We start from the raw sequence: 24,843 nt of genomic DNA, 5'->3' as shown, positions 1-24,843 counted from the left end.
CGAAAACGTTAAACATGGGGGACGCCTCGTGACGCGTCGGCCTGCGGGGAAGCAGGCCGCGCATGCCATCCACAGGAATGTCATCCCATGTTGTCCCCCATCGCCCGCGCGACGCTGCTCGCGTTCGCGAGCCTGCCGCTCGTCGCGCATGCGCAAAGCGCCGAGCCTGTGCCTTCATCGTCCGCTGCGGATGCAAGCACCGCGAATGCCCCAAACGTTGCCGATGCGGCCAATCCCGCTTCCGCCGATGCATCGGGCAACGTGCTGTCGCCGATCGTCGTGACCGCACAACGCGGAGCGCAAGCGTTGCGCGATGCGATCCCGCAGACCACGCAGTTCGATCAGCAGGACATCGCCGACACGACCGCGACCGATCTGCCCGGCCTGCTGCGACTCGCGCCCGGCGCGCAAATCTCGCGCACGGGTGGCCCCGGTTCGACCACGAGCCTCTTTCTGCGCGGCGCGTCGTCGACGCAATCGCTGCTGCTGATCGACGGCGTGCGCGTCGATTCGGTGAGTCTCGGCTCCGCTCAGCTCGCACAGATTCCGCTCGACCAGGTCGATCACGTCGAAGTCGTGAACGGCAACGTGTCGGCGTTGTACGGCTCGGGTGCGATCGGCGGTGTCGTGCAGGTGTTCACGAAAGACGGCGGCGATCATCCGCCGCGCTTCAATTTTTCGGTCGGCTACGGCAGCTATCACACGCAGACGCAAACGGCCGGCGTGAACGGAGCGCTCGATCAGGACGGCCGCACGACCTTCAACATCTCGCTCGCTCGCACGAAGAGCGACGGCTTTTCGTCGCTCGATCCGCTCGAGGCGCCGGGCGCGAATCCGAACGCGAACGGCAATCTGAACGAGAGCATCAGCGCGTCGTTGCGCCACAAGTTCACCGACAAGTGGGATGCGGGCATCAGCTACTTCCAGTCGAACAACAACAACAGCTACGACAATGCGTACGGCGTGCCAACCGATCTGAACAACCTCTATAGCAAGGTGCGTCAGGTATCGGTGTTTGCGAACGGCAAGCTGACCGACTGGTGGACCACCCGCTTCACGCTCGCCGAGGGCGACGACCGCAGCGTATCGAACACCAATGGCATCTACAACGACCGCTTCGATACCGACAATCGCCAGTACACGTGGCAGAACGATTTCGCGCTCGCCGCGAACCAGAAGCTGCAATTCGGCTACGAGCATCTCGACCAGACTCTCGACTCCGACACGTTCGCCGCGCCCGACCGTCACGTCGATTCGGTCTTCGCCGGCTACAGCGCACGCTTCGGCCGCAACCAGATTCAGGCCAACGTACGCCGCGACCAGTACTCCGATTTCGGCGGAGCGAACAGTTACTATCTCGGCTACGGTTTCGACATTACGTCGCACTGGAAGGTAACCGCAAGCTATTCCGATGCGTTCCGCGCGCCGAGCTTCGACGATCTGTACTATCCGATCAGCGGCAACCCGTCGATCCAGCCCGAGCGCAGTCACTCGGTCGAAGCCGGTTTGCAGTACGCGACCGATGCGCTCGGCGTGATGCGTCTGAACGCATTCCAGACGCGCTATACGAATCTGATCGACTACGTGCAGACGATCCCCGGCATCTATCTCGCGGAGAACGTCGGCCATGCGAAGGTGCAGGGACTCGAAGGATCGTGGAGCGGTCATGTCGGCAAGACCGACGTACGCGCGACATTGACGCTGCAGAACCCGGTCGATCTCGACAGCGGTACCGACCTCGTGCGACGCGCGCGACGCTTCGGGTCGTTCGCGGCGAATCGCAGCATCGGTGGATGGCGGGTTGGGGGCGAGTGGATCGTCAGCGGTCCGCGTCCAGACAGCACCGGCAAGCTCGGCGGTTATGGCATCGTGAATCTATCGGCGCGCTACAACATCACGAAGGCGTGGTACGTCAGCGCGCAAATCGACAATCTGTTCAACAAGGACTATGAGACGGCCTACTCGTATAACTCGCCGCGACGCGGTGCGTATGTCACGCTCGGCTGGCAGCAGCAGTGACGAGCGCGCCGGGTTGGCCGCATGCGTGAGGGCACGCGGATGAGTCGCGCGTCCGGTTCGCTGTCCGCCGCGATGGCAACGCCGCGCCCGATGAACGCGAAACGCGCGGCTGCGATCTGGCTTGGGCTCGCGCTCGCCGCCATCGCGCTGCTCGGCGCGTCGCTGGTGCTCGGCAGCGTGCCGCTCGCGCCGTCGCGCGTGCTTGCGGCGCTCGTGCCAACGCACACGTTCGGCGCTGCGGGCAGCGACGATCTCACCGGCGAAATCGTGCGCACGTTGCGATTGCCGCGCGCGCTCGCGGGCTTCGCGTGCGGCGCGTTGCTCGCGCTCGCCGGCGCGCTGCTGCAGGTGCTGCTGCGCAATCCGCTGGCCGAGCCGTACGTGCTCGGCGTGTCGGGCGGCGCGGCCAGCTTCGCGCTGGTCGCGATGATCGCGGGCGGCGCATGGTGGATCGTCGATGCGAGCGCGTTCGCGGGTGCGTTCGTGTCGATCCTGCTGGTGCTCGGACTCGCGCGTCGCGAACTGTGGCGCGGCGAGCCGCAGGACACGTCGCCGCGTTTGCTGCTGACGGGCGCGGTGATCGCGGCCGGGTGGGGCGCGATGATCACGCTGCTGCTCAATCTCGCGCCCGATAGCCGTCTGCGCGGCATGCTGTTCTGGCTGACCGGCGACCTCAATGGCGGCGCGCTGCCGTGGACCGCGCTGATCGCGCTCGCGCTCGTGTTGCTCGCGATCATGCCAGCCGCGCCGCGTCTGAACGTGCTGCTGCGCGGCGACGCAGCCGCGCAAGCGCTCGGCGTCGCGGTAATGCCACTGCGTTTGCGCGTGTACCTGGTCGCGTCGCTGGCGGCGGCCGCGGCGGTGACGACCGCGGGCACGATCGGCTTCGTCGGTCTCGTCGTGCCGCATATGCTGCGGCTCGCGTTCGGCAACGACCAGCGCATGCTGCTGCCGGCGGCTGCACTCGGCGGCGGTGTCGCGGTGATGGGCGCGGATCTGATTGCGCGGACCGTGATTGCGCCCGCGCAATTGCCGGTCGGCGTGATCACGTCGCTGGTCGGCGTGCCGGTGTTCCTGTGGATGCTGCTCAAACGCCGCCGATGATGCAAGCCGAACCCAGCCCCACCTCTTCGATGCTGAGCACGCAGCGCCTGACACTGCGCGCCGGCGCGCGCACCTTGCTCGACGCGTTCACGCACACCTTCAATGCGGGCGAAGTCTGGTGTATCGCCGGGCCGAACGGCGCGGGCAAGACCACCTTGCTGTCGACGCTGGCGGGCCTGTTGCATCCGGCGGCGGGCCATGTCGAACTCGATGGCGTGCGCGTGGCCGACTGGCAGCCGCTGCCGCTCGCACGGCGCCGCGCGCTGATGCCGCAAAGCGCGGCCGATGCGTTCAATGCCAGCGTGCTCGACATCGTGCTGCTGAATCGCTTCCCGCATCTGGGCGGCTGGGGCTGGGAGCGCGATGAAGATCGCGCGGCTGCGCAGGCGGCGCTCGAATCGCTCGGCCTTGCGGGCTTTGCGGCGCGCGACGTGCTGTCGCTATCGGGCGGCGAGCGTCAGCGCGTCGCGCTCGCGGCAGTGCTGTGCCAGGACGCGCCGCTGTTGCTGCTCGACGAACCGTTGTCGCATCTGGACCTGCATCACCAGATCGACTGCCTCGAAGCGCTTGTTGCATGGACGCGCGAACCGGGACGCAAGATACCGCGCAGCGTGCTGTTCTCATGCCACGACCTGAACCTCGCGCGCCGCTTCGCGACGCACGCGTTGCTGCTCGACGGCGCGGGCGGCGCATATGCGGGCCCGGTGCGCGACGTGCTGACGCCCGCGTTGACGAGCCGCGCGTTCGGCTATCCGCTGATTCTGATTCGCGATGGCGAGCACGAGGCGCTGATTCCCGCGCCGCGCGCGCGTCATGAATCACCTACCGGTCATGACGAACAGTCAGGCTGACCATTTATCCCCTATACCTTGTTTCGATCACACCTATGACTCGCATCCCACTCCCGGCCGGTTTGCCCGAAGTCGCGCCGCTCGATCAGACGCTGCGCGCCGAGCTGCAACGGATCATCGATACGCGCACCAAACCGCCCGGCAGCCTCGGCCGGCTCGAAACGCTCGCGCGCCAGATGGGCCTGATCCAGCGCAGTACGCGTCCCAGCGTGCAGCGTCCCGCGATGATCGTGTTCGCGGGCGATCACGGCATCGCTGCCGAAGGCGTTAGCCCGTATCCGCAAGCGGTGACCGCGCAGATGGTCGCGAACTTCATCGCGGGCGGCGCGGCGATCAATGCGCTCAGCCGCGTCGCCGGTCTCGAACTCGAAGTGGTCAACGCGGGCATCGCGACGCCGCTGCCGTCCACCGACGGAGTCGTCGACGTTCCGGTCGGGCCCGGCACGCGCAACTTCGCGCACGAAGCCGCGATGACGCACGCCGAGGCACTCGCCTCTATGCAGGCAGGCGCCGCGCGCGTGCGTCATCACGCGGCGCTCGGCACCAACGTGATCGGCTTCGGCGAGATGGGCATCGCGAACACGTCGGCGGCCGCGTGTCTGATGAGCCGTCTGTGCGGCGTGCCGATCGACGACTGCGTCGGCCGTGGCACCGGTCTCGACAATGCCGGGCTCGCGAAGAAGCGCAACGTGCTTGCGGCGGCGCTCGCGCATCATCCCGACGCCTGCGCGCCGCTCGACGTGCTCGCGACCTTCGGCGGCTTCGAAATCGCGATGATGACGGGCGCATTTATGGCGGCCGCCGAGGCGCGCATGACGATCCTCGTGGATGGCTTCATCGCGACGTCCGCGCTGCTGGTCGCCGATGCGCTGGCGCCCGCCGTGCGCGACTACTGCGTGTTCGCGCATGCGTCGAACGAGGCTGGCCATCGGCGCATGCTCGATCATTTCGGCGCGCAGCCGCTGCTGTCGCTCGACATGCGGCTCGGCGAGGGCACGGGCGCCGCGCTCGCGGTGCCGCTGCTGCGCGCGGCGGCGGCTTTCGTCAACGAGATGGCCAGCTTCGATTCCGCGGGCGTCGCGGATCGCGAACCGTGACGCGCTCGAACCCACGCTTCGCGGCAACGCGAAGCTCGGGCCGAATCGCTGTGAACATGCGATCGACACGTCCATGAACCCGCTCGCGGAACTGCGCTATTTCTTCACGGCGCTCGGTTACTTCACGCGTGTGCCGGTGCCGCGCTGGGTCGGCTACGAGCCGCATTATCTGAACGCGGCGGCGCGCTATTTTCCGCTCGTCGGCGTGCTGGTCGGCGGCTTCAGCGCGCTCGTCTATCTGGCCGCGCTGCGCGTGTTTCCGGCGGGCGTCGCGGTGCTGCTGTCGATGGCCGCGTCGCTGCTCTTGACGGGCGCGTTCCACGAGGACGGTCTGGCCGATTGCGTCGATGCGTTCGGTGGCGCCTATACGCGAGACGATGCATTGCGCATCATGCACGACTCGCGCATCGGTGCTTTCGGTGCCATCGCGCTCGTGATCGCGTTGGCGATCAAGTGGCAAACGCTCGCCGCGTTGCCGCCGCTTTGCGCCGCAAGTCTGATGGTTGCGGCGCATGGCGCGAGCCGCGCGTGCGCGATCAGTTATCTGGCCACGCTCGACTATGTGCGCGCCGCGGGCAAAGCCAAGCCGGTCGCGCAGCGTCTGAGCGGGCTGGCGCTGCTGTGCGCCGCGCTGTTCGGGCTGCCGTGGCTGCTGTGGCCGAACGGCCCCGGCGCGCCCGACTGGCGTTTCGCCGCGCTCACGTGTGTCGTGCTGTTGGCGCTGCGCTTCGCGATGGGCCGTTATTTCGTCAGACGCATCGGCGGCTATACCGGCGACTGTCTCGGCTTCGCGCAGCAGATCTTCGAATTGAGCATCTATCTGGTGGGGCTTGCATGGATATCGTCCTGATTCGACATCCCGCTGTCGCGCTCGAGGCGGGGGTTTGTTACGGCCATAGTGATGTCGCGTTGGCGGAAAGCGCCGAGGTCACGTCCAATGCGTTGGCGGTCAAGCTCGCGAGCTTGCAGGTGCCGGCGCCGCGCGTGCTGATCACGAGTCCGCTCACGCGCTGCGCCGCGCTCGCGAACGAGATCGCCAACGACTTCGGCTGCGTGGTCAGCCACGACGAGCGTCTGAAGGAGATGGACTTCGGCGAATGGGAAGCGCAGCGCTGGGATACGATCGATCGCGCCCAGCTCGACGACTGGGCCGCCAACTTCGAGCATGCGCGCGCGCATGGCGGCGAGAGCGTCGCGCAATTCGTCGCGCGTGTGCGAGCGTGGTTCGATGCATTCGCGCTGACGCGCGAGCTCTCGCCCGCGTACGTGGTCACGCACGCGGGGGTGATGCGCGCGATCGCGTCTTGGGTGCTGGAGGTGCCGCTCGCGCGTTGCCTGCAGTGGTCGCTCGATATGGCCGGGATCGTCTGGTTGCGGCGTAACGACGAGACGCTGCAGTGGTCGCTGGTGCGATGGAATGCGTGACCCGCGTGGTCATGCGGAGAACTGAGCGTATTTTTTGCGCGACCCGCGGAGCGTCATGGCGCGGGTTTGTTTGCGCGCGAGCGCGCCAGTTCGAGGTCCTCGCACAGTTGCCGCGCGCCTTGCGCGATGCGCGGCGCGGGGCGATTGATCAGATCGCCGTCGATCGCAAACAGGTTGTCGTTCGCGACGGCCGCGAGACGCGGCCACGCGCGCCATGCGTCGAGTTGCGGCAGCGTCGTGTCGGGCTGCGTCGCGCCGGGCGCCGCCGTGACGATTGCCTGCGGATTCGCCGCGAGCACCGCTTCGGTCGATACGGTCGGCACGAGCGGCTGCGAGTCCGCGAACACGTTGCGGCCGCCGCATAGCGTGATCACGTCGCTGATCATGTGCTCGCCGTTGAGCGTCATCAGCGGCCGGTCCCATACCTGATAAAACACGCTGACTACGGGGCGATTCGCATACCGCGCGCGCAGGCGGCCGATGTCGTCGCGATAGGCGGCCGCCGCCGCGTCCGCGCTCGCGGAGGTGCCTAGCAGCCGGCCGAGCTTCGTCAGCGACACGGCGATATCGTCGAGACGGCGCGGCTCGCTGAAAAAGAGCGGCACGTGCAGCTCGCGCAAGCGCTCGAGCTGACGCTGCGCATTGCCATGCCGCCACACGACGATCAGGTCCGGTTTCAGCGCGACGATGCGTTCGAGGTCGAGCTCCTTGTTGTCGCCGACGCGTGGCAGTTGTTTCGCTTCGGGCGGATAGTCGCTGTACGACACCGCGCCGACCATCTTCGGGCCGCCGCCCGCGGCGTACAGCAATTCGGTCACGTGCGGGGCGAGGCTGATCACGCGCTGCGCGGGCGCGGCGAGCGTGACGGTCGCGCCGCTGTCGTCGGTGACGGTGATCGCGGCGTGCGCGCTCAGCGCAGTTAGAGCGAGCGCTGCGGCGCTGAACCAAGGGATGAAGTGGCGCGCGGGCGCGGCAAAGCGAGCGGAGCGAGTGAAGCGGGTCATCGGGCGAGGGCGGATCACGAAGCGTTGAACGGCTGGGGTGCGAAGGACGGTACGCTAACCCGAGCGCGCGGTATCGATCGAATCAACCGCCTGTTGAAGCAGTTGTTCGAAGCGGGTCCATTCGGCTTCATCGCCCGGCAGCCCGAAGCGCACGCTGGCCGACGGCATCCGGGGAGATGGCGGAAAAAGACGCGTCCACACGCCGCGTCGCGCGAGCGCTTCGTGCAATGCGGTAGCGCGCGCATCGTCCGTCCATGCGAAAAGCGGCGTGCCGCGAGTCGCGAAACCGTGCGCATGCAACAGCCCGGCAAGCCGCGCGCTTTCGCCGATCAGCCGCTCACGCATCCGCGTTTGCCACGCGGCATCGGCGAACGCGGCGCTCACCGCATGACGCGCGGGACCGCTGACCGTCCACGCGCCCAAGCTGTCGCGCAACGCGGCGAGCAAGGCGGGCGCGCCCAATACGAAGCCGGCGCGCACACCCGCGAGCCCGAAGAACTTGCCGGGCGAGCGCAACACGACGAGCCCGTCTCGCCCTGTATGCGCCGCCAGCGACGCGACGCGCGCGGCCGGCAGCGTATCAGCGAAAGCCTCGTCGACCAGCAGCGTGCCGCCGCGTTCGCGCAGCTGTGCGTGCCAGCGCAGCAGCCTCGCGGCATCGAGATGCGTAGCCGTCGGATTGTTGGGATTGACGATCACGACATGCGTGAGCGCGGCGGGCAGCGTGTCGAGCTGAACGTCGAGCGGCGCGACCTCGTGTCCGGCGCGCGCGAACGCGGGCCCGTACTCGCCGTAGGTCAGCGGCGCGATGCCGAGTGTCGCGCGCGGCAGCAACGCGGGCAGCGCGCGAATCGCCGCCTGGCTGCCGGCCACCGGCAGCACATGCGCGGCATCGGGTGCGCCGTAGTAGCGCGCGGCCCGCTCGGCGAAGCCGTCGCCTTCGTCGGGCAAACGACGCCACGCGTCGGCGGGCAACGGCGGCACCGGATAGCCGTGCGGATTGATGCCGGTGGACAGATCGAGCCACTGTGCGTACGGAATGCCGTAGCGCGCCGCCGCTTCGTGCAGGTTGCCGCCGTGTGCGATCGGATCGCCTGCGGCGTGTTCACGCGCTTGTGTCCAGTCGGTCATGCGCTCATCCCATCGCTACGCGTGTCGTTTCGCTCAGCCATGAAACGGCACGCTCAACAAGGCCAGCACGATCAGTACGGCCAGCCACAGAATCACCGTGCGTTCGACCAGCATCAACGCGGCGCCCACATGACGCGCCTCGGCGCGATGCCCGAAGCCCAGCGTCGGCCGATGCTCGAGCGTGCCGTGATACACGGCGGGCCCGCCGATCAGCACGTTCAGGCTGCCGGCGCCGGACGCCATCACCGGTCCCGCGTTCGGGCTGTCCCAGCGGGGCGCCTGCTCGCGCCAGCAGCGCCATGCGGTCAGCGTGTCGCCGAGCAGCGCGTAGCTGGTGGCGGTCAGCCGCGCGGGAATCCAGTTCAGCACGTCGTCGATGCGCGCGGCGGCCCAGCCGAAGCGCAGAAAGCGCGGCGTGCGATAACCCCACATCGCGTCGAGCGTATTGGCGAGGCGAAAGCCGAGCGCGCCAGGCCCGCCCGCGAGCGCGAACCAGAACAGCGCGCCGAAGATCGCGTCGTTGCCGTTTTCGAGCGCCGATTCGACCGCGGCGCGCGCGAGCGCGGCTTCGTCGGACTGACTGGTGTCGCGCGACACGATCCGCGCGGTCAGCTCACGTGCGGTGGCGAGATCGTGCTGGCCGAGCGCCCGCGAGATCGGCGCGATGTGATCGCGCAGGCTGCGCGCGCCGAGCGCGAACCACAGCAGCGCGACATGCAGCGCGCAGGCCGCGAACAACGGCAGCACGGCGACCAGCCACCACGCGATCAGTACCGGCGGCAGCACCGCGAGCGCCCACGCGAGCAGCCCCTTGAGCCGCAGGCGCCGGTCGTGATTGAAGCGCGCCTCGATGCGCGCGGCCCAGTTACCGAAGCCGACCAGCGGATGCCGGCGGCTCGGCTCGCCGAACCAGCGATCGACGGCGACGCCCGCGACCGCGAGCGTCGCGATCAGCGGCATCGTCAGCGGCGGCATTACGAGCGGCTCGCGCTTTTCAGCGCGAGCGGCAGTCCCGCGACCATCAGCGTGGCCGCGCTGCTCAGTGCGGCGATGCGCTGATTGAGGCGGCCGAGTTCGTCGACGTAAAGGCGGGTGGCTTCGCCAAGCGGCACGACGCCGAGCCCGATCTCGTTGCTGACGACGATGATCTTGCCCCGCGCGCCGGCGAGCGCCGCTTCGAACGCGGAGGCCTGCTCGTAGTAGTGCGACAGCGGCGGCGCGGCGCCGTCGGCGGGACACAGCAGGTTGGCGAGCCACAGCGTCAGGCAATCGATCAGCAGACACCGGCCCGGCGCGTCGTGTTGCGCGAGCGCGCCCGCGAGATCGTCGTCCGCTTCGACGAGCCCCCATTGGGCGGGCCGCCGCGCGCGATGATGCGCGATGCGCGCGTTGAATTCGGCGTCGTCGGTGACGCGGGCGGTGGCGATGTAGGTGACGGGGAGGGCGCTGTCGCCGGCGAGCCGCTCGGCATGCGCGCTCTTGCCCGAGCGGGCGCCGCCGAGGACGAAGGTGAGGTCGCGGGGAGTCATGCCCTGATTGTACCGGCGCGATGGGATAATGCCGCTCGATTCCATTGCAACGCCACTGTCCACCCTCCACCTGCACCGCCGTGATCCGAATGCCCATTTCCCCCGACACCCTGCCCGTGCCTCGCGGCACGCTGATGATCCAGGGCACCACGTCCGACGCGGGCAAGAGCACGCTGGTCGCGGGACTGTGCCGCCTCGCGCGGCGCGCGGGCGCGCGGGTCGCGCCGTTCAAGCCGCAGAACATGGCGCTGAACAGCGCGGTCACCGTCGACGGCGGCGAGATCGGCCGCGCACAGGCATTGCAGGCGCTCGCCGCGGGCATCGACGCGCACACCGATCTGAACCCGGTGCTGCTGAAGCCGACCAGCGATCGCGGCGCGCAGGTGATCATTCACGGCAAGGCGCGCATCAATCTCGACGCGCGCGCCTATCACGACTACAAGCCGGTCGCGTTCGAGGCGGTGCTGGAGTCGTATGCGCGCCTGCGCGCGGCGTACGACACGATTTTCGTCGAAGGCGCGGGCAGTCCGGCCGAGATCAATCTGCGCGAGCGCGACATCGCGAACATGGGTTTCGCGGAGGCGGTCGATTGCCCGGTCGTGCTGGTCGCCGACATCGACCGCGGCGGCGTATTCGCGCACCTGACCGGCACGCTCGCCTGTCTGTCCGACAGCGAGCAGGCGCGGGTGCGCGGTTTCATCATCAACCGCTTTCGCGGCGACATCGGTTTGCTGAAGCCCGGGCTCGACTGGCTGGAAGCGAAGACCGGCAAGCCGGTGCTCGGGGTCGTGCCGTATCTGCATGGCCTGACGCTCGACGCCGAGGACATGCTGCCGCCCGAGCTGCACGCGGCGGCGAGCGAGGGATCGCGCCGGCTGCTGCGCGTGGTCGTGCCGGTGCTGCCGCACATCAGCAACCACACCGACTTCGACGCGTTGCGCGCGCATCCGCAGGTCGATTTTCACTATGTGCGCGCGGGTACGCCGCCGCCGGCCGCCGATCTGATCATCCTGCCGGGCTCGAAGAACGTGCCGGACGACCTCGCGTTTCTCCGCGCGCAGGGCTGGGGCGAGGTGCTCGCGCGGCACCTGCGCTATGGCGGCCGGGTGATCGGCATTTGCGGCGGCATGCAGATGCTGGGCCGCGAGATCGCCGATCCGCATGGCGTCGAAGGCGCGCCCGGCACCTTTGCGGGCTTCGGCTGGCTCGACTATGCGACAGTGCTCACGCGCGACAAGACGCTGAAGAACGTGAGCGGGCGCCTCGCGCTGCCCGGCGCACCGGACGTCGCCGGCTACGAGATTCATATGGGCGAGACGCGCGGGCCGGCATTGGATACGCCGGCGCTGCGACTCGACCGCGCCGGTCCGCGCGAGGGCGGCGCCGACTTCGGGCGTCCCGATGGCGCGTTGTCCTCCGACGGCCAGATTCTCGCGACCTATGTGCATGGCCTGTTCGACACGCCCACCGCGTGCGCGGCGCTGCTCGCGTGGGCGGGGTTGAGCGATGCCGAAGCGGTGGACTATCCGGCGTTGCGCGAGGCGTCGCTGGAGCGACTGGCCGACACGCTCGCCGAGCACGTCGATATGCGCGGGCTGTTTGCGGCGCTGGGGTGACGCTTTGCACCGACCTTTTCGATCGGATCGAAAGCCATTGCTGCGCGGGCGGGTCGCTTAGTACAACACCATCTGCGTGCAACGAAACAGTGCGATGGTCTTACCATCGGGACCAGTGACCGTCGCGTCCCAGACCTGCGTGCTGCGCCCAAGGTGCACACCCTTCGCGACCGCGCGGATCGTGCCCTGCGTGGCGGTGCCGAGGAAGTTGCTCTTCAGCTCGACCGTCGTGAAATTGCGCGAATTTTCGGGCAGATGCGCGATGCACGCATAGCCGCAGGCGGTGTCGGCGAGGCCGATCACGGTGGCCGCGTGCAGGAAGCCGTTCGGCGCGAGCAGCTCTTCGCGCACGGTCAGTTCGGCGATCAGCGTGCCTTGGTCCACGGTCAGCACGCGCAGGCCCAGCAGGTCCGGCAGCGTGCCCTTCTGGCGCTCCTGCAGGCGTTCGACGGTGTATTCCGGGCGCAGTTTGCTCATGAGATTTCAGGTCCTTGTCGATAAAAACGGCGGTTTGCGGCGGCCGATTCGCGATGCGGGGGTTTCGGCCGCGCGGGATTTGTCGATATTATCAACGGCTGAACCGGTGGGCGTACCTGGAAGCCGAACTTCGAACGGCAGCGTTCATGGAGCCCGCCGGCGCCGGTCACAGCGGATCGGCGGGTACGGAGCAATAGCGCGGCAAACCGGCTGGCAGCGGTCCAGCCTTCTTTCCGGGAGATTTCATGTCGGTGATCGTGGTGGCGAATCCGAAGGGCGGCGTGGGCAAGAGCACGCTATCGACCAATCTGGCCGGCTATTTCGCCGCGGAGGGCGAATGGGTCGCGCTGGCCGACCTCGACAAGCAGCACTCCGCGCATGCGTGGCTCGAATTGCGGCCCTCCACGCTGCCGACCATCGAAACCTGGGAGGTCAATCCCGACACGCCGGCCAAGCCGCCGAAAGGCCTCGAGCACGCGGTCGTCGACACGCCGGCCGGCCTGCATGGCAATCGCATGAACATTGCGCTCGATCTCGCCGACAAGGTGATCGTGCCGCTCCAGCCGTCGCTGTTCGATATTCTCGCGACCCAGGAATTTCTTGAGCGGCTCGCGAAGGAAAAGGCGGTCAGGAAGGGCGCGATCGAGATCGGCGTGGTCGGCATGCGCGTCGATGCACGCACGCGCTCGGCCGAGCAGCTGCATCGCTTCGTCGAGGGATTGAAGCTGCCGGTGCTCGGCTTTCTGCGCGACACGCAGAACTACGTGCAGCTCGCGGCGCACGGCCTGACGCTGTGGGATGTCGCGAAAAGTCGCGTGGAGAAGGATCTCGAGCAGTGGCAGCCGATCGTCGAGTGGACGAACGGCGCGGGAAAGAAGGGCTGAGGCGGGGGGGCTGCCCGCCATCAGTGAAGCATCGAGCTGATGCCTCGCTCAGCTCCAGGCCTGCGTGGGCACGTGGTCGCGGCTGCCCTTGATCTTGTTGTTTTCATCGACGAACACGAGGTCAGGCTTCCAGCCCGCCTTCAGCTCCGCCTCGTCGACCACCGCGAACGCCGCGATGATGACCAGATCGCCGAGCTGCGCGCGACGCGCGGCCGAGCCGTTCAGCGAAATCATGCCGCTGCCGCGCTCACCCTTGATTGCGTAGGTCGAGAAGCGCTCGCCGTTGTTGATGTTCCAGATGTCGATGCGCTCGTTTTCGACGATGTTCGCCGCTTCCAGCAGGTCTTCGTCGATCGCGCACGAGCCCTCGTAGTGGAGCTCGCAGTGCGTGACCGCGACGCGGTGAATCTTCGACTTCAGCATATTGCGTTGCATGATCAATCCAATCCTGTGTGACAGCGCAGTGTAACTGTGTTTGCGCGGGCGGGTGCGGCGTCAGATTTCGAGGTTGTCGATGAGCCGGGTCGCGCCGAGTTTCGCGGCGGCCAGCACGACGAGCGGTGCGTTGGCGTCCTGCGCGCCGGGCGCGATCAGGTTCGAGCGCTTGCGGATCGCGATGTAATCGGGATTCCAGCCGCGCGCCGCGAGCGTCGCTTTGGCCGACTCCTCGAGCTTCGCGAAGTCGCGCTCGCCCGCGAGCACCGCGTTGCGCACCCGATTGAGTTCGGCGGCCAGCATCGGCGCCTCGGCGCGCTCGGCGGCCGAAAGGTAGCGGTTGCGCGAGCTGAGCGCGAGGCCGTCGGTGTCGCGCACGGTTTCGGCGGCGACGATGTCGGTCGGCAGCGCGAATTGGTGGCACATCTGGCGCACGATCATCAGCTGCTGATAATCCTTCTTGCCGAACACCGCGACGCGCGGCTGTACGCACGACATCAGCTTCATCACCACGGTACAGACGCCGTGGAAGAAGCCGGGGCGGAATTCACCCTCGAGGATGTCGCCGAGATCGTGCGGCGGATGGACGCGATACTCCTGCGGCTCCGGATACATGTCCTTTTCGGTCGGCGCGAACAGCACGTAGACGCCTTCCTTCTGCAGCTTTTCGATGTCGGCTTCGAGCGTGCGCGGATATTTGTCGAAATCCTCGTTCGGGCCGAATTGCAGGCGATTGACGAAAATGCTCGCCACGACCGGGTCGCCGTGCTGGCGCGCGAGGCGCATCAGCGACAGATGGCCCTCGTGGAGGTTGCCCATCGTCGGCACAAAGGCCGTGCGATTCTGGCCGCGCAACTGGTCGCGCAATTCATGGATCGAGCTGATGACTTTCATGATCGGACAGGGATAGGCTCGCGCGGCGCGCGATCCGGTTGGCGCGACGCCTGGCGGAATCGCGCGGGTCATCGCCTCGCCGGCAAATGACGGGTTCGGAGCGCGGATTGTAGTGGATTTGGGCAGCGGGCGCACCGAATCGCGGCGGCACTTCCGAGCGGCGCGCCGCGCGCTTGCCGCGCAGTTCCCGCTGAGGCCCGCCAGGCTTCGCTACGACGGTTCGTAGCGATTTTCCCGCGGTTGCGGCCGCGATCCGGCCGTTAAGCGGCTGTCTTTCCGCAATCAGGCCGGCAGATACGCCAGTCGCACGTAAATCGGCGCGAACGGCTCCGCTTGGGTGATTTCGACGAGCGATTCACGGCACAGCTCGAGCACGGCGATGAAGTTCACGACGACCACCGGCACGCCGCGGCTCGTGTCGAACAGATCGGAAAACTCGATGAAGCGCGCGTTCTGCAATTGCCGCAGGATCAGGCTCATGTGCTCGCGCACCGACAGTTCCTCACGCGAAATCTTGTGATGCTGGACCAGCTTCGCACGCTTGATCACGTCGGCCCACGCGGCGCGCAGGTCGTCGCTGTTCACGTCTGGAAAACGCGGCGTGACGCTCTGCTCGATATAGACCTCGGCGCGCAGAAAGTCGCGCCCGAGCTGCGGCAATTGGTCGATGCGTTGCGCGGCGAGCTTGATCTGCTCGTATTCGAGCAGGCGGCGCACCAGTTCGGCGCGCGGGTCTTCGGCTTCCTCGCCGGTGTCGGCCTTCTTGACCGGCAGCAGCATGCGCGACTTGATCTCGATCAGCATCGCGGCCATCAGCAGATACTCGGACGCGAGTTCGAGATTGGTCTTGCGCAGTTGCTCGACGTAGCCGAGATATTGCTCGGTGACATCCGCCATCGGGATGTCGAGCACGTTGAAGTTCTGCTTGCGGATCAGGTACAGCAACAGGTCGAGCGGCCCCTCGAAGGTCTCGAGGAACACCTCGAGCGCGTCCGGCGGGATGTACAGGTCGTTCGGCAGCTTGAACAGCGGCTCGCCGTACAGACGCGCGAAAGCGACGCCGTCGACCGTGTCGGGCGTCGAATCGGTAGCGGGCGTGGCAAGCGCGGTGTCGGACGGTGCCGGCGCTGGGCCGCGAACCGGGCCGTGAAGCGGACCATGCACCTCGTCAGCGTGACTCATCGTCGGCGTGACTGGAGCGCTTAGAAGTTCTGGTAGTACGAGTAGGGCGTCTGCTGCACGCGCGAAGCTTTCTGCTCGGCGCGCTCTTCCAGATCGATCGGCTGTTTGTCCCACAGCAGTGCGCGGCCTTTGCGTTGCTCGGCCTCCAGATTGGGCTTCTGTTGCTTGAGCTGGTTCAGGAACTGGGTGATGTCCGATTGATACATGGCTCGACGTCCGTGGTGGGTAAGGTGGCGGCTCTCGGGCTGGCCGCTGCGCGGTGCCGCGAGGGGGCGCCGTCGTCAGCGATTTTACCGCATGCGCCGCGCGCGGTCGAAAATCGCCGCAAGCCGTCTATTTTCGAGGTGAAGCGCGGGGCGCCGCCTGGGGCACGATAGGGGCCGATTGGGGTCGCATTGTGGTCAAATAGCATGCCTCGATCGCGCAGCGCGGCCGGGACACGAGAATTCACTCATTGAGGCCGGAGGTCCTGTTTGGCGGGAGGTACGATCGACAAGCCGCGTGTGTGGCGCGGCGCAACCGGTCAGACGCGAGGGCGCGCGCGTGAGCGCGAGTCGCTCGCGCGGTGCTGGCTGCGCGTGTCGCTCGCCTTCGGCCTCCTGATGATGCTGCTCGCCGGGGGCGAGGCCTGCGCGGCGAGCAAGGCGCCGAGCTACAAGGTCGAGGTGGTCGCCGAGCCGCGCGCGCTGCGCCGGCTGCTCGAACAGAACCTCGATATCTCGCGTTTCGCGAAGCGCCCCGACGTCACCGACGACCAGTTCTCGTTCCTGATCACCGCGACGCCGCAGCAGGTGCGCGATCTCGCCGCGACGCAGGGCTATTTCTCCCCGCTCGTCAGCACCGACGTGCGCACAGTCGACAACATGCGCCAGGTCACCGTGCGCGTCGAGCCGGGCCCACAGACCAAAGTCACGTCGGTCGATCTGTCGTTTCGCGGCGCGGTGCTGACCGAAGACCCGTCGCGCGAAAACGCGACGCGCTTCGCGTTCTCGCTGCACGAGGGCCAGCCGTTCTCGCAGGGCGACTGGGACGACGCGAAGAACGCGTCGCTGCGCGAGCTGCAATCGCGCCGCTACCTCGCCGCGAAGATCTACCACTCCGAGGCGCTGATCGATCCGCGCACGCACACCGCGAAGCTGTCGGTGATCTACGACAGCGGGCCGACCTTCACGATGGGCCAGCTCGACGTGCAGGGCACCAGGCGCTATCCGGAACGCATCGTCCATAACGTCAATCCGATCTCGCCGGGCGACATCTACGACACGCGCACCGTCGCCGAGCTGCAGCGGCAACTGCAGAACACCCCGTACTTCGCGAGCGTGGCGATCGATCTCGACAACGACCCCAGCAAGCCGCTCGACACGCCGGTGCACGTGAAGGTGTCGGAGTTTCCGTATCACAGCTTCCGCGGCGGCGTAGGCTATTCGACCGACAACGGTCCGCTCGTGCAGGGCGGCTACACATACCTGAACACGTTCGGCGCGGCGTGGCCGTTCGCCGTCGAGGGCCGCGCCGACCAGACGCAGCAGTACGGCCAGGTCCAGCTATCGATGCCGCCGGGCCTGCACGGCTGGACCAATAGCGTGCTCGCGTCGTACACGACCACCGACGTCTCCGACACGCGCATCTACAGCATCCGCGGCGGCGTGCAGCGCTCGCGCACGTCGCAGTTCCTCGACTACAGCTATTCGCTGCTGTTCTACGACGATAAGCTCGACCAGAACGCCGCGCCGCCGACCCGCGCGCACGCGCTGGTGCCGGGGTGGTCGTGGACGCGGCGCGACACCGATGACCCGCTGTTCCCGCGCCGTGGCAACCTGATCCACGTCGAGGCGGGCTTCGCGGTCAAGGGAGTGCTCGCCGACCAGTCGTTCATCCGCGGCTACGCGCGCGGCCAGCAGTATTTCCCGATTGGCGACAACGACATCGTGCTGATCCGCGCCGAACTCGGCGGCGTCTTCACGAGCGGCAGCTCGAGCGGCATTCCGGCGTCGCTGCTGTTCCGCGCGGGCGGTTCGAACTCGGTGCGCGGCTACGGCTTCCAGAGCATCGGTAACAACGTCGCCGGCTCGGTCCTGCCGACCAAATACCTGGTGACGAGCGCGGCCGAATACCAGCACTGGTTCTCGCGCAACTGGGGCGCGGCCGTGTTCTTCGACATCGGCACCGCCACCGACACCTGGGGCGAGAAAATTTTCTATCCGGGCGCCGGCGTCGGCGCGCGCTGGCGCAGCCCGGTCGGCCCGGTCAATCTCGATGTCGCTTACGGAATCCGCGACAACCGGGTGCGGCCGTATATCACGCTCGGCATCGCGTTCTGACGTTTGACGACAACCCGCCACCTTATTTGCCATCGTATTCACGCATGACCACCGACGTCACCGACCCGCCCCCCGCGCAGCCGCCCGGCGCCACGCCGCCAGGACCGCCGGACGGGCAGCAGCCGCCCGACACGCCGCCGCCGAAGCGGCGCTGGGGTCGGCTGCTGCTGAAGACGATCGCGGGCACGGTGATCATGCTGGTGCTGCTCGCCGTACTCGCGCTCGGCCTGTTGTATGGCGCGCTGACGACCGAACGCGGCACCGCGTATGCGTGGCACGCGGCCGTGAAGCTGCTGGGCGGCCGGCTCGCCGGCACGCTCGACGGCGGCACGCTCGCGCAGGGCGTGCAACTGCGCGACGTGCGCTGGCGCAGCCTCGATGGCAACGGCACCGACATCCAGATCGACCGCGTCGCGGGCAGCTGGGCGCTCGCGCGCGAGCCGTGGCGGTTCACGATCGATTACCTGCACGTCGGCACGATCGAGGCGCGCGTGGCCCCGCCGTCGCCGAGCAGCAACGAGCCGATGAAACTGCCGCAAGATCTGCAATTGCCGATGCAGCTGGAGATCCGCGACGTGCGGGTCGAGCGGCTGCTGCTGCACCAGGGCGCGTCGACGACGGAGCTGTCGAGCTTCGCGTTTCATGGACGCAGCGACGGGCGTCATCACGAGGCCGCGATCGACCGGCTCGAGACGCCGTTCGGGGCGCTGACGGCAGCGGCGAAACTCGATGGCGTGCAGCCGTTTCCGCTCACGGGCGAAGTCGGTTATGCGGGCAAGGTCAACGATGAAGCGGTGCAGGTCGCAGGTCACCTGAGCGGCACGCTCGAGCAACTGGTCGCCGAGCTCGATGCGAGCGGCATGAAGCTCGCCGGCCACGCGCGGGTCGAAGCGGCGCCGTTTGCCGCGGTGCCGTTGCAGCGCGCGACGCTGAGCTTCGATCATGTGAATCCGCAGGCCTTCGCGCCCGGTGCGCCGTTGGCCGATCTGGCGGTGCGCGCGGAGTTGCAGCCGGTGGAGTCCGGCGCGGCCAGCACAGCCCACGCAGCGAGTGCGGCCAGCGCGGCCGAACCGTCGGCCGCCAGCCATCCGCACCACGTGTTCGGCGGCCATCACGCGCCGGTCGAACCGGCGGCGGGTTTCGCCGTCGCCGGCCATATCTCGATCGTCAACGCGAAAGCCGGCGCAATCGACCAGAAACTGCTGCCGCTGATCGACGCGAACGCCGACGTGCGGCTCGACGCCCACACACAGAGCATCGCCAATCTGAACGTGCGGCTCGTGCGCAACGCGACGCTCACCGGCGGCGGCACGCTGAGCGGCCGGCACGGCCAGCTCGATCTGAACGTCGCGCGGCTAGACCTGAACGCGCTGCAGGCGACCGTGCGGCCGACGCAACTGTCCGGCCCGATCAGCATCCGCCTGAACGACGACATCCAGAGTCTGACGCTCGATCTCGCCGACCCCGCCGCCGCGCTGCGCGCGCAGGGCAAGATCACGTTCGACCCCGCACGCATCAGCTTCAACGACGTGCGCGTCACGTCGGGCCGCGGCCGCATCAATCTATCGGGCGCGCTGAAGCACGATGCGAACTCGACCTACAACCTGAAGGCGCAACTGACCGATTTCGATCCGCTGTCGCTGACCTCGCAGATGCCGGCGCGCACGCCCGTCACGAGTTCCGGCGCGCCCGCCGCGAGCGGCGCGCGGAGCGAGCGGCAAGCGCAGGCCGCGGCGCTCGCGGGCAGCACCGCTGGCGCGAAGAGCGCGGCGCCCGGTGATCAGGCCGCGGCCATCGCGAAGAACACCGCTCAGGCGGCGGTGCAGACCGAGGTGCTCGAGCGCAGGACGCCGGCGCCCGCGCATCGCGCAGCCGGGCGCGCGGCCCCGCGCCCGGCCACACCCGCGCGCAGGATCGAGGCGCGCGTAACCGCCACGATCACCGCGGCCGGTGTGCTCGCGCCGGTCTTCACGACGCGCGCCGAATTCACGCTCGGCCCTAGCGTCTACAACGATCTGCCGCTGACGGGCGGCGGCATGATCCAGTTGGCCGGCTCGCGAATCCTGCCGAGCCGCGCGAATCTTTCCGTAGCGGGCAATCAGGTCAATCTGCAAGGCAGCTTCGGCGCGGCCGGCGACCGGCTGCGCTTCGCCATCGACGCGCCGCAGCTCGATCGGCTCGGCTTCGGCCTCGCGGGTGCGGTCGCCGCTGACGGCGACGTGACCGGCTCGTTCGCGCATCCGAACGTGACGCTGAATTACAAGGCCGACAGCGTCGTATTCGCGAGCAACCGCGTCGGCCACGCACAAGGCCATGCCGAGTTGCGCGACGGCGCGAACGGCGCGCTCGCGTTCACGACCGACGCGCGCAATGTGAGCGCGGGCGGCGTGGACCTCGCCACGCTGAGCGCCCGCCTGTCCGGCACGCGTGCGAAACACACGCTCGAAGCCGCCGCGACCGGCAAGCTGCAGGACCGTCCGCTTGACCTGACGCTCGCCGCCAACGGCAAGCTGACCGACACGCGCGACGGCTCGCGCTGGGACGGCGCCGTCACGCGTCTGCAGAATCGCGGTACGCCCGCGCTCAATCTCGAATCACCGCTCGCGGTCAGTGCCGGGCCGGGCCACCTGACGCTCGGCGCGACGCGCCTGACGATTGAAGGCTCGGTGCTGGCCCTGAAGTCGTTCGCGTTCGATCACGGCCGCATCCAGTCGACTGGCAGCCTGACCGATGTGTCGCTCGCGCACTTGCAGGAGCTGCGTCGCCAGATCACCGGCGAGCCGCCCGCCGTGCGCACCGACCTCGTGTTCGACGGCGACTGGGACTTCTCGCTCGGCGCGACGGCCAGCGGCCACATCGAGCTGCGCCGGCGCAGCGGCGACGTGACGGTCGAAATCGGCCGCGGGCTCGCGTCGATGGGCATTGGCGCGATCCGCGCGCGCGCCGAATTCACCGGCGGCAACCGGCTCAACGCGACGGTGCATGCGCAGGCGAGCCGCATCGGCGTGATCGATGCCGACGCGCACACGCCGCTCGTGCTGCGCGACGGCATGTTGACCGTCGATCCGCAGAGCGCGCTGTCGGGCAACGTCAACGCGAACGTGCCGTCGCTGCGCACGACGGGCGGCCTGCTCGGCCCGAGCTACCTGCTCGACGGCCGTCTCGCGCTGCAACTCGCGCTCGGCGGCACGGTCGCGAAGCCGAACGTGACCGGCTCGCTGACCGGCGACGGTCTGTCCGCGACGGTCGTGAGCCAGGGCGTGCAACTGAAGGACGGCGTGGTGCGCATCGCGCTGTCGCAGAACACGGTGGACTTCCAGCAGGTCGAGTTCCACGGCGCGAGCGGCACGCTGCGCGCGACCGGCCGCGTGCGCCTCGACAGCGCGGAGCCGGACATGACCGCGAGCATCGTCGCGGACAAGCTCGATGTGTTCGCGTCGCCGGACCGCCATCTGTCGCTGTCGGGCAGCGCGAACATCTCGAACGGCGGCGTGGAGCGCGGCCCAGTGATCGACGGCAAGTTCGTGGTCGACCGCGCGCTGTTCGATCTGCCCGAGCAGGCCGCGCCGAGCCTCGGCGACGACGTCGTGATCATCCGCCCGGACGGCACGCGCTCGGGCGGCCGGCCGCGTCCGACCGAAGGCGGTCAGCCGCCGGCGAGCCCGTTCGCGCCACGCGCGAACATCGAGATCGGCCTCGGCAACGACTTCCGCTTCCGCGGCAAGGGCGCCGATCTCGGCCTCGCCGGTACGATCACCGCGACGAGCGCGCCGAATACGCCGCTGCGCGCGGTCGGCAACGTGCGCGTCACGCCGGGTTCGACCTACACCGCATTCGGCCGCAAGCTCACGATCGAGAACGGCTTCTTCACGTTCAACGGGCCGGTCACGAATCCGGGCATCAACATCCTCGCGATGCGCCGCAACCAGCAGGTCGAGGCCGGCGTGCAGGTTACCGGCACGCTGCAGGCGCCGGTCGCGCGGCTCGTGTCGGAACCGAGCGTGCCGGACAACGAAAAGCTGTCGTGGCTGCTGTTCGGCCACGGCACCGACCAGGGCAACAACCTCGGCCAGCAGAGCACGATGACGACCGCGCTCGCGCTGCTCGGCAGTGCGACGGGCGCGCGGATCGCGCAGACCGTCGGGCTCGACGAGTTTTCGATCGGCCGCAGCGATGTCGGTCTGACCGATCCGCAAGTCGTGATGGTGTCGAAGGCGATCAACGAGTGGCTCGTGATCGGCTACGAGCAGGGGCTGCAGTCGGCCAGCAATGCGATCAAGGCAACGATCAATCTGACGCGGTACTGGTCGCTGGTCGTCTACGGCGGCACGTTCTATGGCGCCGACGTGCTCTACACGCGGCGCTTCGATCGGATCGCGTGGTGATGAGGGCAGCATAAAAAAACGGCACGCCTTGGAAGCGTGCCGTTCTCGTCATATCTGCGTGCTGCGAGGTGGGTCGGGGCGCCCGAAAGCGCCGCGCGTTACTTCACGCGCATGCCGGGCTTCGCGCCGCTATGCGGCTCGAGCACGTAGAGGCCCGGTTCGGCCTTCTCGTCCGCGGCCGAGGCCGCCAGCACCATGCCTTCGGACATGCCGAACTTCATCTTGCGCGGCGCGAGGTTCGCGACCATCACGGTCAGCTTGCCGATCAGCTGCTCGGGCTGATACGCGGACTTGATGCCCGAGAACACGTTGCGGGTCTTCTCTTCGCCGACGTCGAGCGTCAGTTGCAACAGCTTGTCCGAGCCTTCCACTGCCTTGCAGTCGACGATCTTCGCGATACGCAGATCGACTTTCGCGAAGTCGTCGATCGAGATGATGCCGGACTCTTCTTCCTTCGCGGCGGCGGCGGCCTTGGCGTGGGCCTTCGCCTTCGCCTTCGCGTCGGCCGCCGCCGCTTCCGGCGTGGCCTGCAGCGACTCGCGATTGGCCGCGAGCAGCGCCTCGATCTGCTTCGGATCGACGCGCGTCATCAGATGCTTGTACGCGTTGATCGGGCGCGCCGAGCTGAGCGGCACGGTGGCGTCGGCCCACACGAGCGGCTCGATGCCGAGGAACGCCTCGACCGCTTCGGCCAGCTTCGGCAGCACCGGCTTCAGCGCGAGCGACAGCAGGCGGAACGCCTCGATGCTGACGCTGCAGGTCTCGTGCAGCGCGACCGCGTTGGCCGGGTCTTTCGCCTGATCCCACGGCTTCGCGGTATCCACGTACGCGTTGACCGCGTCGGCGAGCTCCATGGTTTGACGCAGCGCGCGGCTGTACTCGCGTGCCTCGTAGTGCGCGGCGATCTGCGGCAGCGCCGCGCGCAGCGTGCCGAGCAGCGGATGGTGCATCGCGCTGTCCTGCACGCGGCCGTCGAAACGCTTGATCAGGAAGCCGGCCGCGCGGCTCGCGATGTTCACGTACTTGCCGACCAGATCGCTGTTCACGCGCGCCTGGAAGTCGTCCAGATTCAGGTCGAGGTCTTCCATCGTGCTGTTCAGCTTGGCCGCGAAATAGTAGCGCAGCCATTCCGGATTCAGGCCGGTGTCGATCACGCTTTGCGCGGTGATGAAGGTGCCGCGCGACTTGGACATCTTCGCGCCGTCGACGGTCAGAAAGCCGTGCGCGAACACGTTGGTCGGCGTGCGATGGCCCGAGAATTCGAGCATCGCGGGCCAGAACAGCGTGTGGAAATACAGGATGTCCTTGCCGATGAAGTGGTACTGCTCGGCGGTCGACCCCTGGCGGACCCACGCGTCGAAATCGAGGCCGCGCTTTTCGGCGAGGTTCTTGAAGCTCGCGTAGTAACCGACCGGTGCGTCCAGCCACACGTAGAAATATTTGCCGGGTGCGCCCGGAATCTCGAAGCCGAAGTACGGCGCGTCGCGCGAGATGTCCCAGTCGGCGAGCTTGGCTTCGCCGGCGTCGCCGAGCCATTCACGCATCTTGTTGGTGGCTTCCGGCTGCGCAAGGCCGCCGACCCACGCGCGCAGGAAGTTCTCGCAGCGCGGATCGGACAGGCGGAAGAAGTAGTGCGTCGAGGTCTTGCGGATCGGCGTCGCGCCCGAGACGACCGAGTACGGATTGACGAGCTCGGTGGGCTGGTAGGTCGAGCCGCAGACTTCGCAGCTGTCGCCGTATTGGTCTTTGGCGCCGCATTTCGGGCACTCGCCCTTGATGAAGCGGTCCGGCAGGAACATTTCCTTGACCGGGTCGTACGCCTGTTCGATCTCGCGCGCGTCGATCAGCCCCGCTTCCTTGAGCGCGAGGTAGACGTTTTCGCTGAGCACGCGGTTTTCGTCGGAATCGGTCGAGTAATAGTTGTCGAACGAAATGCCGAAGCTGTCGAAGTCGCGCTTGTGCTCCAGCCACACGCGATCGATCAGCTGTTTCGGCGTCAGTCCTTCTTTTTCCGCGCGCAGCATGACCGGCGTGCCGTGCGTGTCGTCGGCGCCGACGTAGTAGACCTCGTGGCCGTGCATGCGCAGCGCCCGGACCCAGATGTCCGTCTGGATATATTCGACCAGATGGCCGATATGAATCTGCCCGTTCGCATACGGAAGGGCCGACGTGACGAGAATCTGGCGGCGGCTTGACGGCGCGCCTGCGCGGAGGTCGGTGGCGGGTGCTGACATAAGGATCGGGGTGCCTGCGGTGGGACGAAACGATGATTTTAGCAGGGCGCACGCCGCACGCGGGCTGGGACGCGGCGGCCTGGACGAGCAGAGCGGACGGAGATCGGCGCCGCGGTGAGGGACAACCGGGGCGACGCCCGCGAGCGAGATGCAAAACCGCGCGGGCAAAAAAAACCGGGGTCGATAAACCCCGGAGCAACAACGACAAGAGGAGAATGGTGACGTGACGGCTTCGCCAGTCACGTACCGTAAAGA

At 67.7% G+C, this 24,843-nt stretch carries 20 protein-coding genes; 10 read left to right on the top strand and 10 right to left on the bottom strand.

Translation table 11 applies throughout. The annotated features are described in order from the left end of the window. Positions 1–87: 87 nt before the first annotated feature. From AB3X95_RS34515 to cobC, 6 genes are all read left to right on the top strand, one after another. Positions 88–2,019: a TonB-dependent receptor gene (locus AB3X95_RS34515; RefSeq protein WP_368623625.1), complete on the top strand. Its 1,932-nt coding sequence runs from the start codon at positions 88–90 to the stop codon at positions 2,017–2,019. A 39-nt stretch (positions 2,020–2,058) separates the two neighbouring features. After that, positions 2,059–3,123, top strand: a complete 1,065-nt coding sequence (locus AB3X95_RS34510) for an iron ABC transporter permease (RefSeq protein ID WP_176121146.1) — start codon at positions 2,059–2,061, stop codon at positions 3,121–3,123. Then, positions 3,120–3,974: an ABC transporter ATP-binding protein gene (locus AB3X95_RS34505; protein ID WP_368623651.1), complete on the top strand. Its 855-nt coding sequence runs from the start codon at positions 3,120–3,122 to the stop codon at positions 3,972–3,974. Before AB3X95_RS34510 ends, AB3X95_RS34505 begins: the two co-directional genes overlap by 4 nt. 35 nt (positions 3,975–4,009) lie before the next feature. After that, the gene (cobT, locus tag AB3X95_RS34500) at positions 4,010–5,071 is read left to right on the top strand and encodes a nicotinate-nucleotide--dimethylbenzimidazole phosphoribosyltransferase (RefSeq protein ID WP_368623624.1); all 1,062 of its coding nucleotides are present in this window, start codon (positions 4,010–4,012) and stop codon (positions 5,069–5,071) included. Positions 5,072–5,144: 73 nt separating this feature from the next. Continuing rightward, a complete protein-coding gene (locus AB3X95_RS34495) occupies positions 5,145–5,921 on the top strand; it encodes an adenosylcobinamide-GDP ribazoletransferase (RefSeq protein ID WP_176121148.1) in 777 nt (258 codons plus the stop codon). Beyond that, the gene (cobC, locus tag AB3X95_RS34490; protein ID WP_176121149.1) at positions 5,906–6,496 is read left to right on the top strand and encodes an alpha-ribazole phosphatase; all 591 of its coding nucleotides are present in this window, start codon (positions 5,906–5,908) and stop codon (positions 6,494–6,496) included. The genes AB3X95_RS34495 and cobC overlap by 16 nt, the downstream gene beginning before the upstream one ends. A 53-nt stretch (positions 6,497–6,549) precedes the next feature. Here the strand turns inward: cobC and AB3X95_RS34485 are convergent, their stop codons facing one another. The 4 genes from AB3X95_RS34485 to cobU are packed head-to-tail and all read right to left on the bottom strand — an operon-like array spanning position 6,550 to position 10,160. Further along, positions 6,550–7,500 carry a cobalamin-binding protein gene (locus tag AB3X95_RS34485; RefSeq protein WP_368623623.1) on the bottom strand — a complete coding sequence of 317 codons (951 nt, stop codon included), beginning with the start codon at positions 7,498–7,500 and terminating at the stop codon, positions 6,550–6,552. Positions 7,501–7,554: 54 nt separating this feature from the next. Continuing rightward, entirely contained in the window at positions 7,555–8,631 is a 1,077-nt protein-coding gene (cobD, locus tag AB3X95_RS34480; RefSeq protein ID WP_368623622.1) for a threonine-phosphate decarboxylase CobD, read from the bottom strand. Between the two features lie 33 nt (positions 8,632–8,664). Continuing rightward, on the bottom strand, positions 8,665–9,606 hold the full coding sequence (gene cbiB, locus AB3X95_RS34475; protein ID WP_184227838.1) for an adenosylcobinamide-phosphate synthase CbiB: 942 nt from the start codon (positions 9,604–9,606) through the stop codon (positions 8,665–8,667). After that, on the bottom strand, positions 9,606–10,160 hold the full coding sequence (cobU, locus tag AB3X95_RS34470; protein ID WP_184227840.1) for a bifunctional adenosylcobinamide kinase/adenosylcobinamide-phosphate guanylyltransferase: 555 nt from the start codon (positions 10,158–10,160) through the stop codon (positions 9,606–9,608). The genes cbiB and cobU overlap by 1 nt, the downstream gene beginning before the upstream one ends. Positions 10,161–10,249: 89 nt before the next feature. On the opposite strand from cobU, the gene AB3X95_RS34465 reads away from it, so the two are divergent. Further along, positions 10,250–11,776 (top strand): cobyric acid synthase, encoded by a 1,527-nt coding sequence (locus AB3X95_RS34465; protein ID WP_368623621.1) that lies wholly within the window; start codon positions 10,250–10,252, stop codon positions 11,774–11,776. Positions 11,777–11,833: 57 nt separating this feature from the next. On the opposite strand, the gene AB3X95_RS34460 is transcribed toward AB3X95_RS34465, so the two are convergent. Further along, a complete protein-coding gene (locus AB3X95_RS34460; RefSeq protein WP_176121155.1) occupies positions 11,834–12,253 on the bottom strand; it encodes a PaaI family thioesterase in 420 nt (139 codons plus the stop codon). A gap of 245 nt (positions 12,254–12,498) precedes the next feature. Between AB3X95_RS34460 and AB3X95_RS34455 the strand changes: the two genes are divergently transcribed. Next, entirely contained in the window at positions 12,499–13,137 is a 639-nt protein-coding gene (locus tag AB3X95_RS34455) for a ParA family protein (RefSeq protein ID WP_176367012.1), read from the top strand. A gap of 48 nt (positions 13,138–13,185) precedes the next feature. Here the strand turns inward: AB3X95_RS34455 and panD are convergent, their stop codons facing one another. The 4 genes from panD to AB3X95_RS34435 form a co-directional block, all read right to left on the bottom strand. Then, positions 13,186–13,572: an aspartate 1-decarboxylase gene (gene panD / locus AB3X95_RS34450; protein ID WP_018431692.1), complete on the bottom strand. Its 387-nt coding sequence runs from the start codon at positions 13,570–13,572 to the stop codon at positions 13,186–13,188. Between the two features lie 60 nt (positions 13,573–13,632). After that, complete coding sequence (gene panC, locus AB3X95_RS34445; protein ID WP_176367052.1) at positions 13,633–14,466, bottom strand: pantoate--beta-alanine ligase; 834 nt, start codon at positions 14,464–14,466, stop codon at positions 13,633–13,635. 282 nt (positions 14,467–14,748) lie between these two features. Next, positions 14,749–15,648, bottom strand: a complete 900-nt coding sequence (locus AB3X95_RS34440; protein ID WP_368623620.1) for a ScpA family protein — start codon at positions 15,646–15,648, stop codon at positions 14,749–14,751. A gap of 20 nt (positions 15,649–15,668) precedes the next feature. Next, complete coding sequence (locus AB3X95_RS34435; protein WP_013088716.1) at positions 15,669–15,854, bottom strand: DUF3460 family protein; 186 nt, start codon at positions 15,852–15,854, stop codon at positions 15,669–15,671. A gap of 267 nt (positions 15,855–16,121) precedes the next feature. Here AB3X95_RS34435 and AB3X95_RS34430 point away from each other — a divergent pair, with 267 nt between their 5' ends. Further along, complete coding sequence (locus AB3X95_RS34430; protein ID WP_368623619.1) at positions 16,122–17,969, top strand: autotransporter assembly complex family protein; 1,848 nt, start codon at positions 16,122–16,124, stop codon at positions 17,967–17,969. 44 nt (positions 17,970–18,013) lie between these two features. Next, complete coding sequence (locus tag AB3X95_RS34425; protein ID WP_368623618.1) at positions 18,014–22,354, top strand: translocation/assembly module TamB domain-containing protein; 4,341 nt, start codon at positions 18,014–18,016, stop codon at positions 22,352–22,354. Positions 22,355–22,452: 98 nt separating this feature from the next. Here the strand turns inward: AB3X95_RS34425 and metG are convergent, their stop codons facing one another. Then, positions 22,453–24,588, bottom strand: coding sequence for a methionine--tRNA ligase (metG, locus tag AB3X95_RS34420; protein ID WP_176121159.1), 2,136 nt, complete (start codon positions 24,586–24,588; stop codon positions 22,453–22,455). Positions 24,589–24,843 lie beyond the last annotated feature (255 nt).

The sequence above is a fragment of the Paraburkholderia sp. BR13444 genome (assembly GCF_040948755.1).
In the GTDB taxonomy this organism is placed as follows: domain Bacteria; phylum Pseudomonadota; class Gammaproteobacteria; order Burkholderiales; family Burkholderiaceae; genus Paraburkholderia; species Paraburkholderia youngii.
Note: the sequence above shows the minus strand (reverse complement) of the source record. Positions and strands in the feature narration are given on the sequence as shown.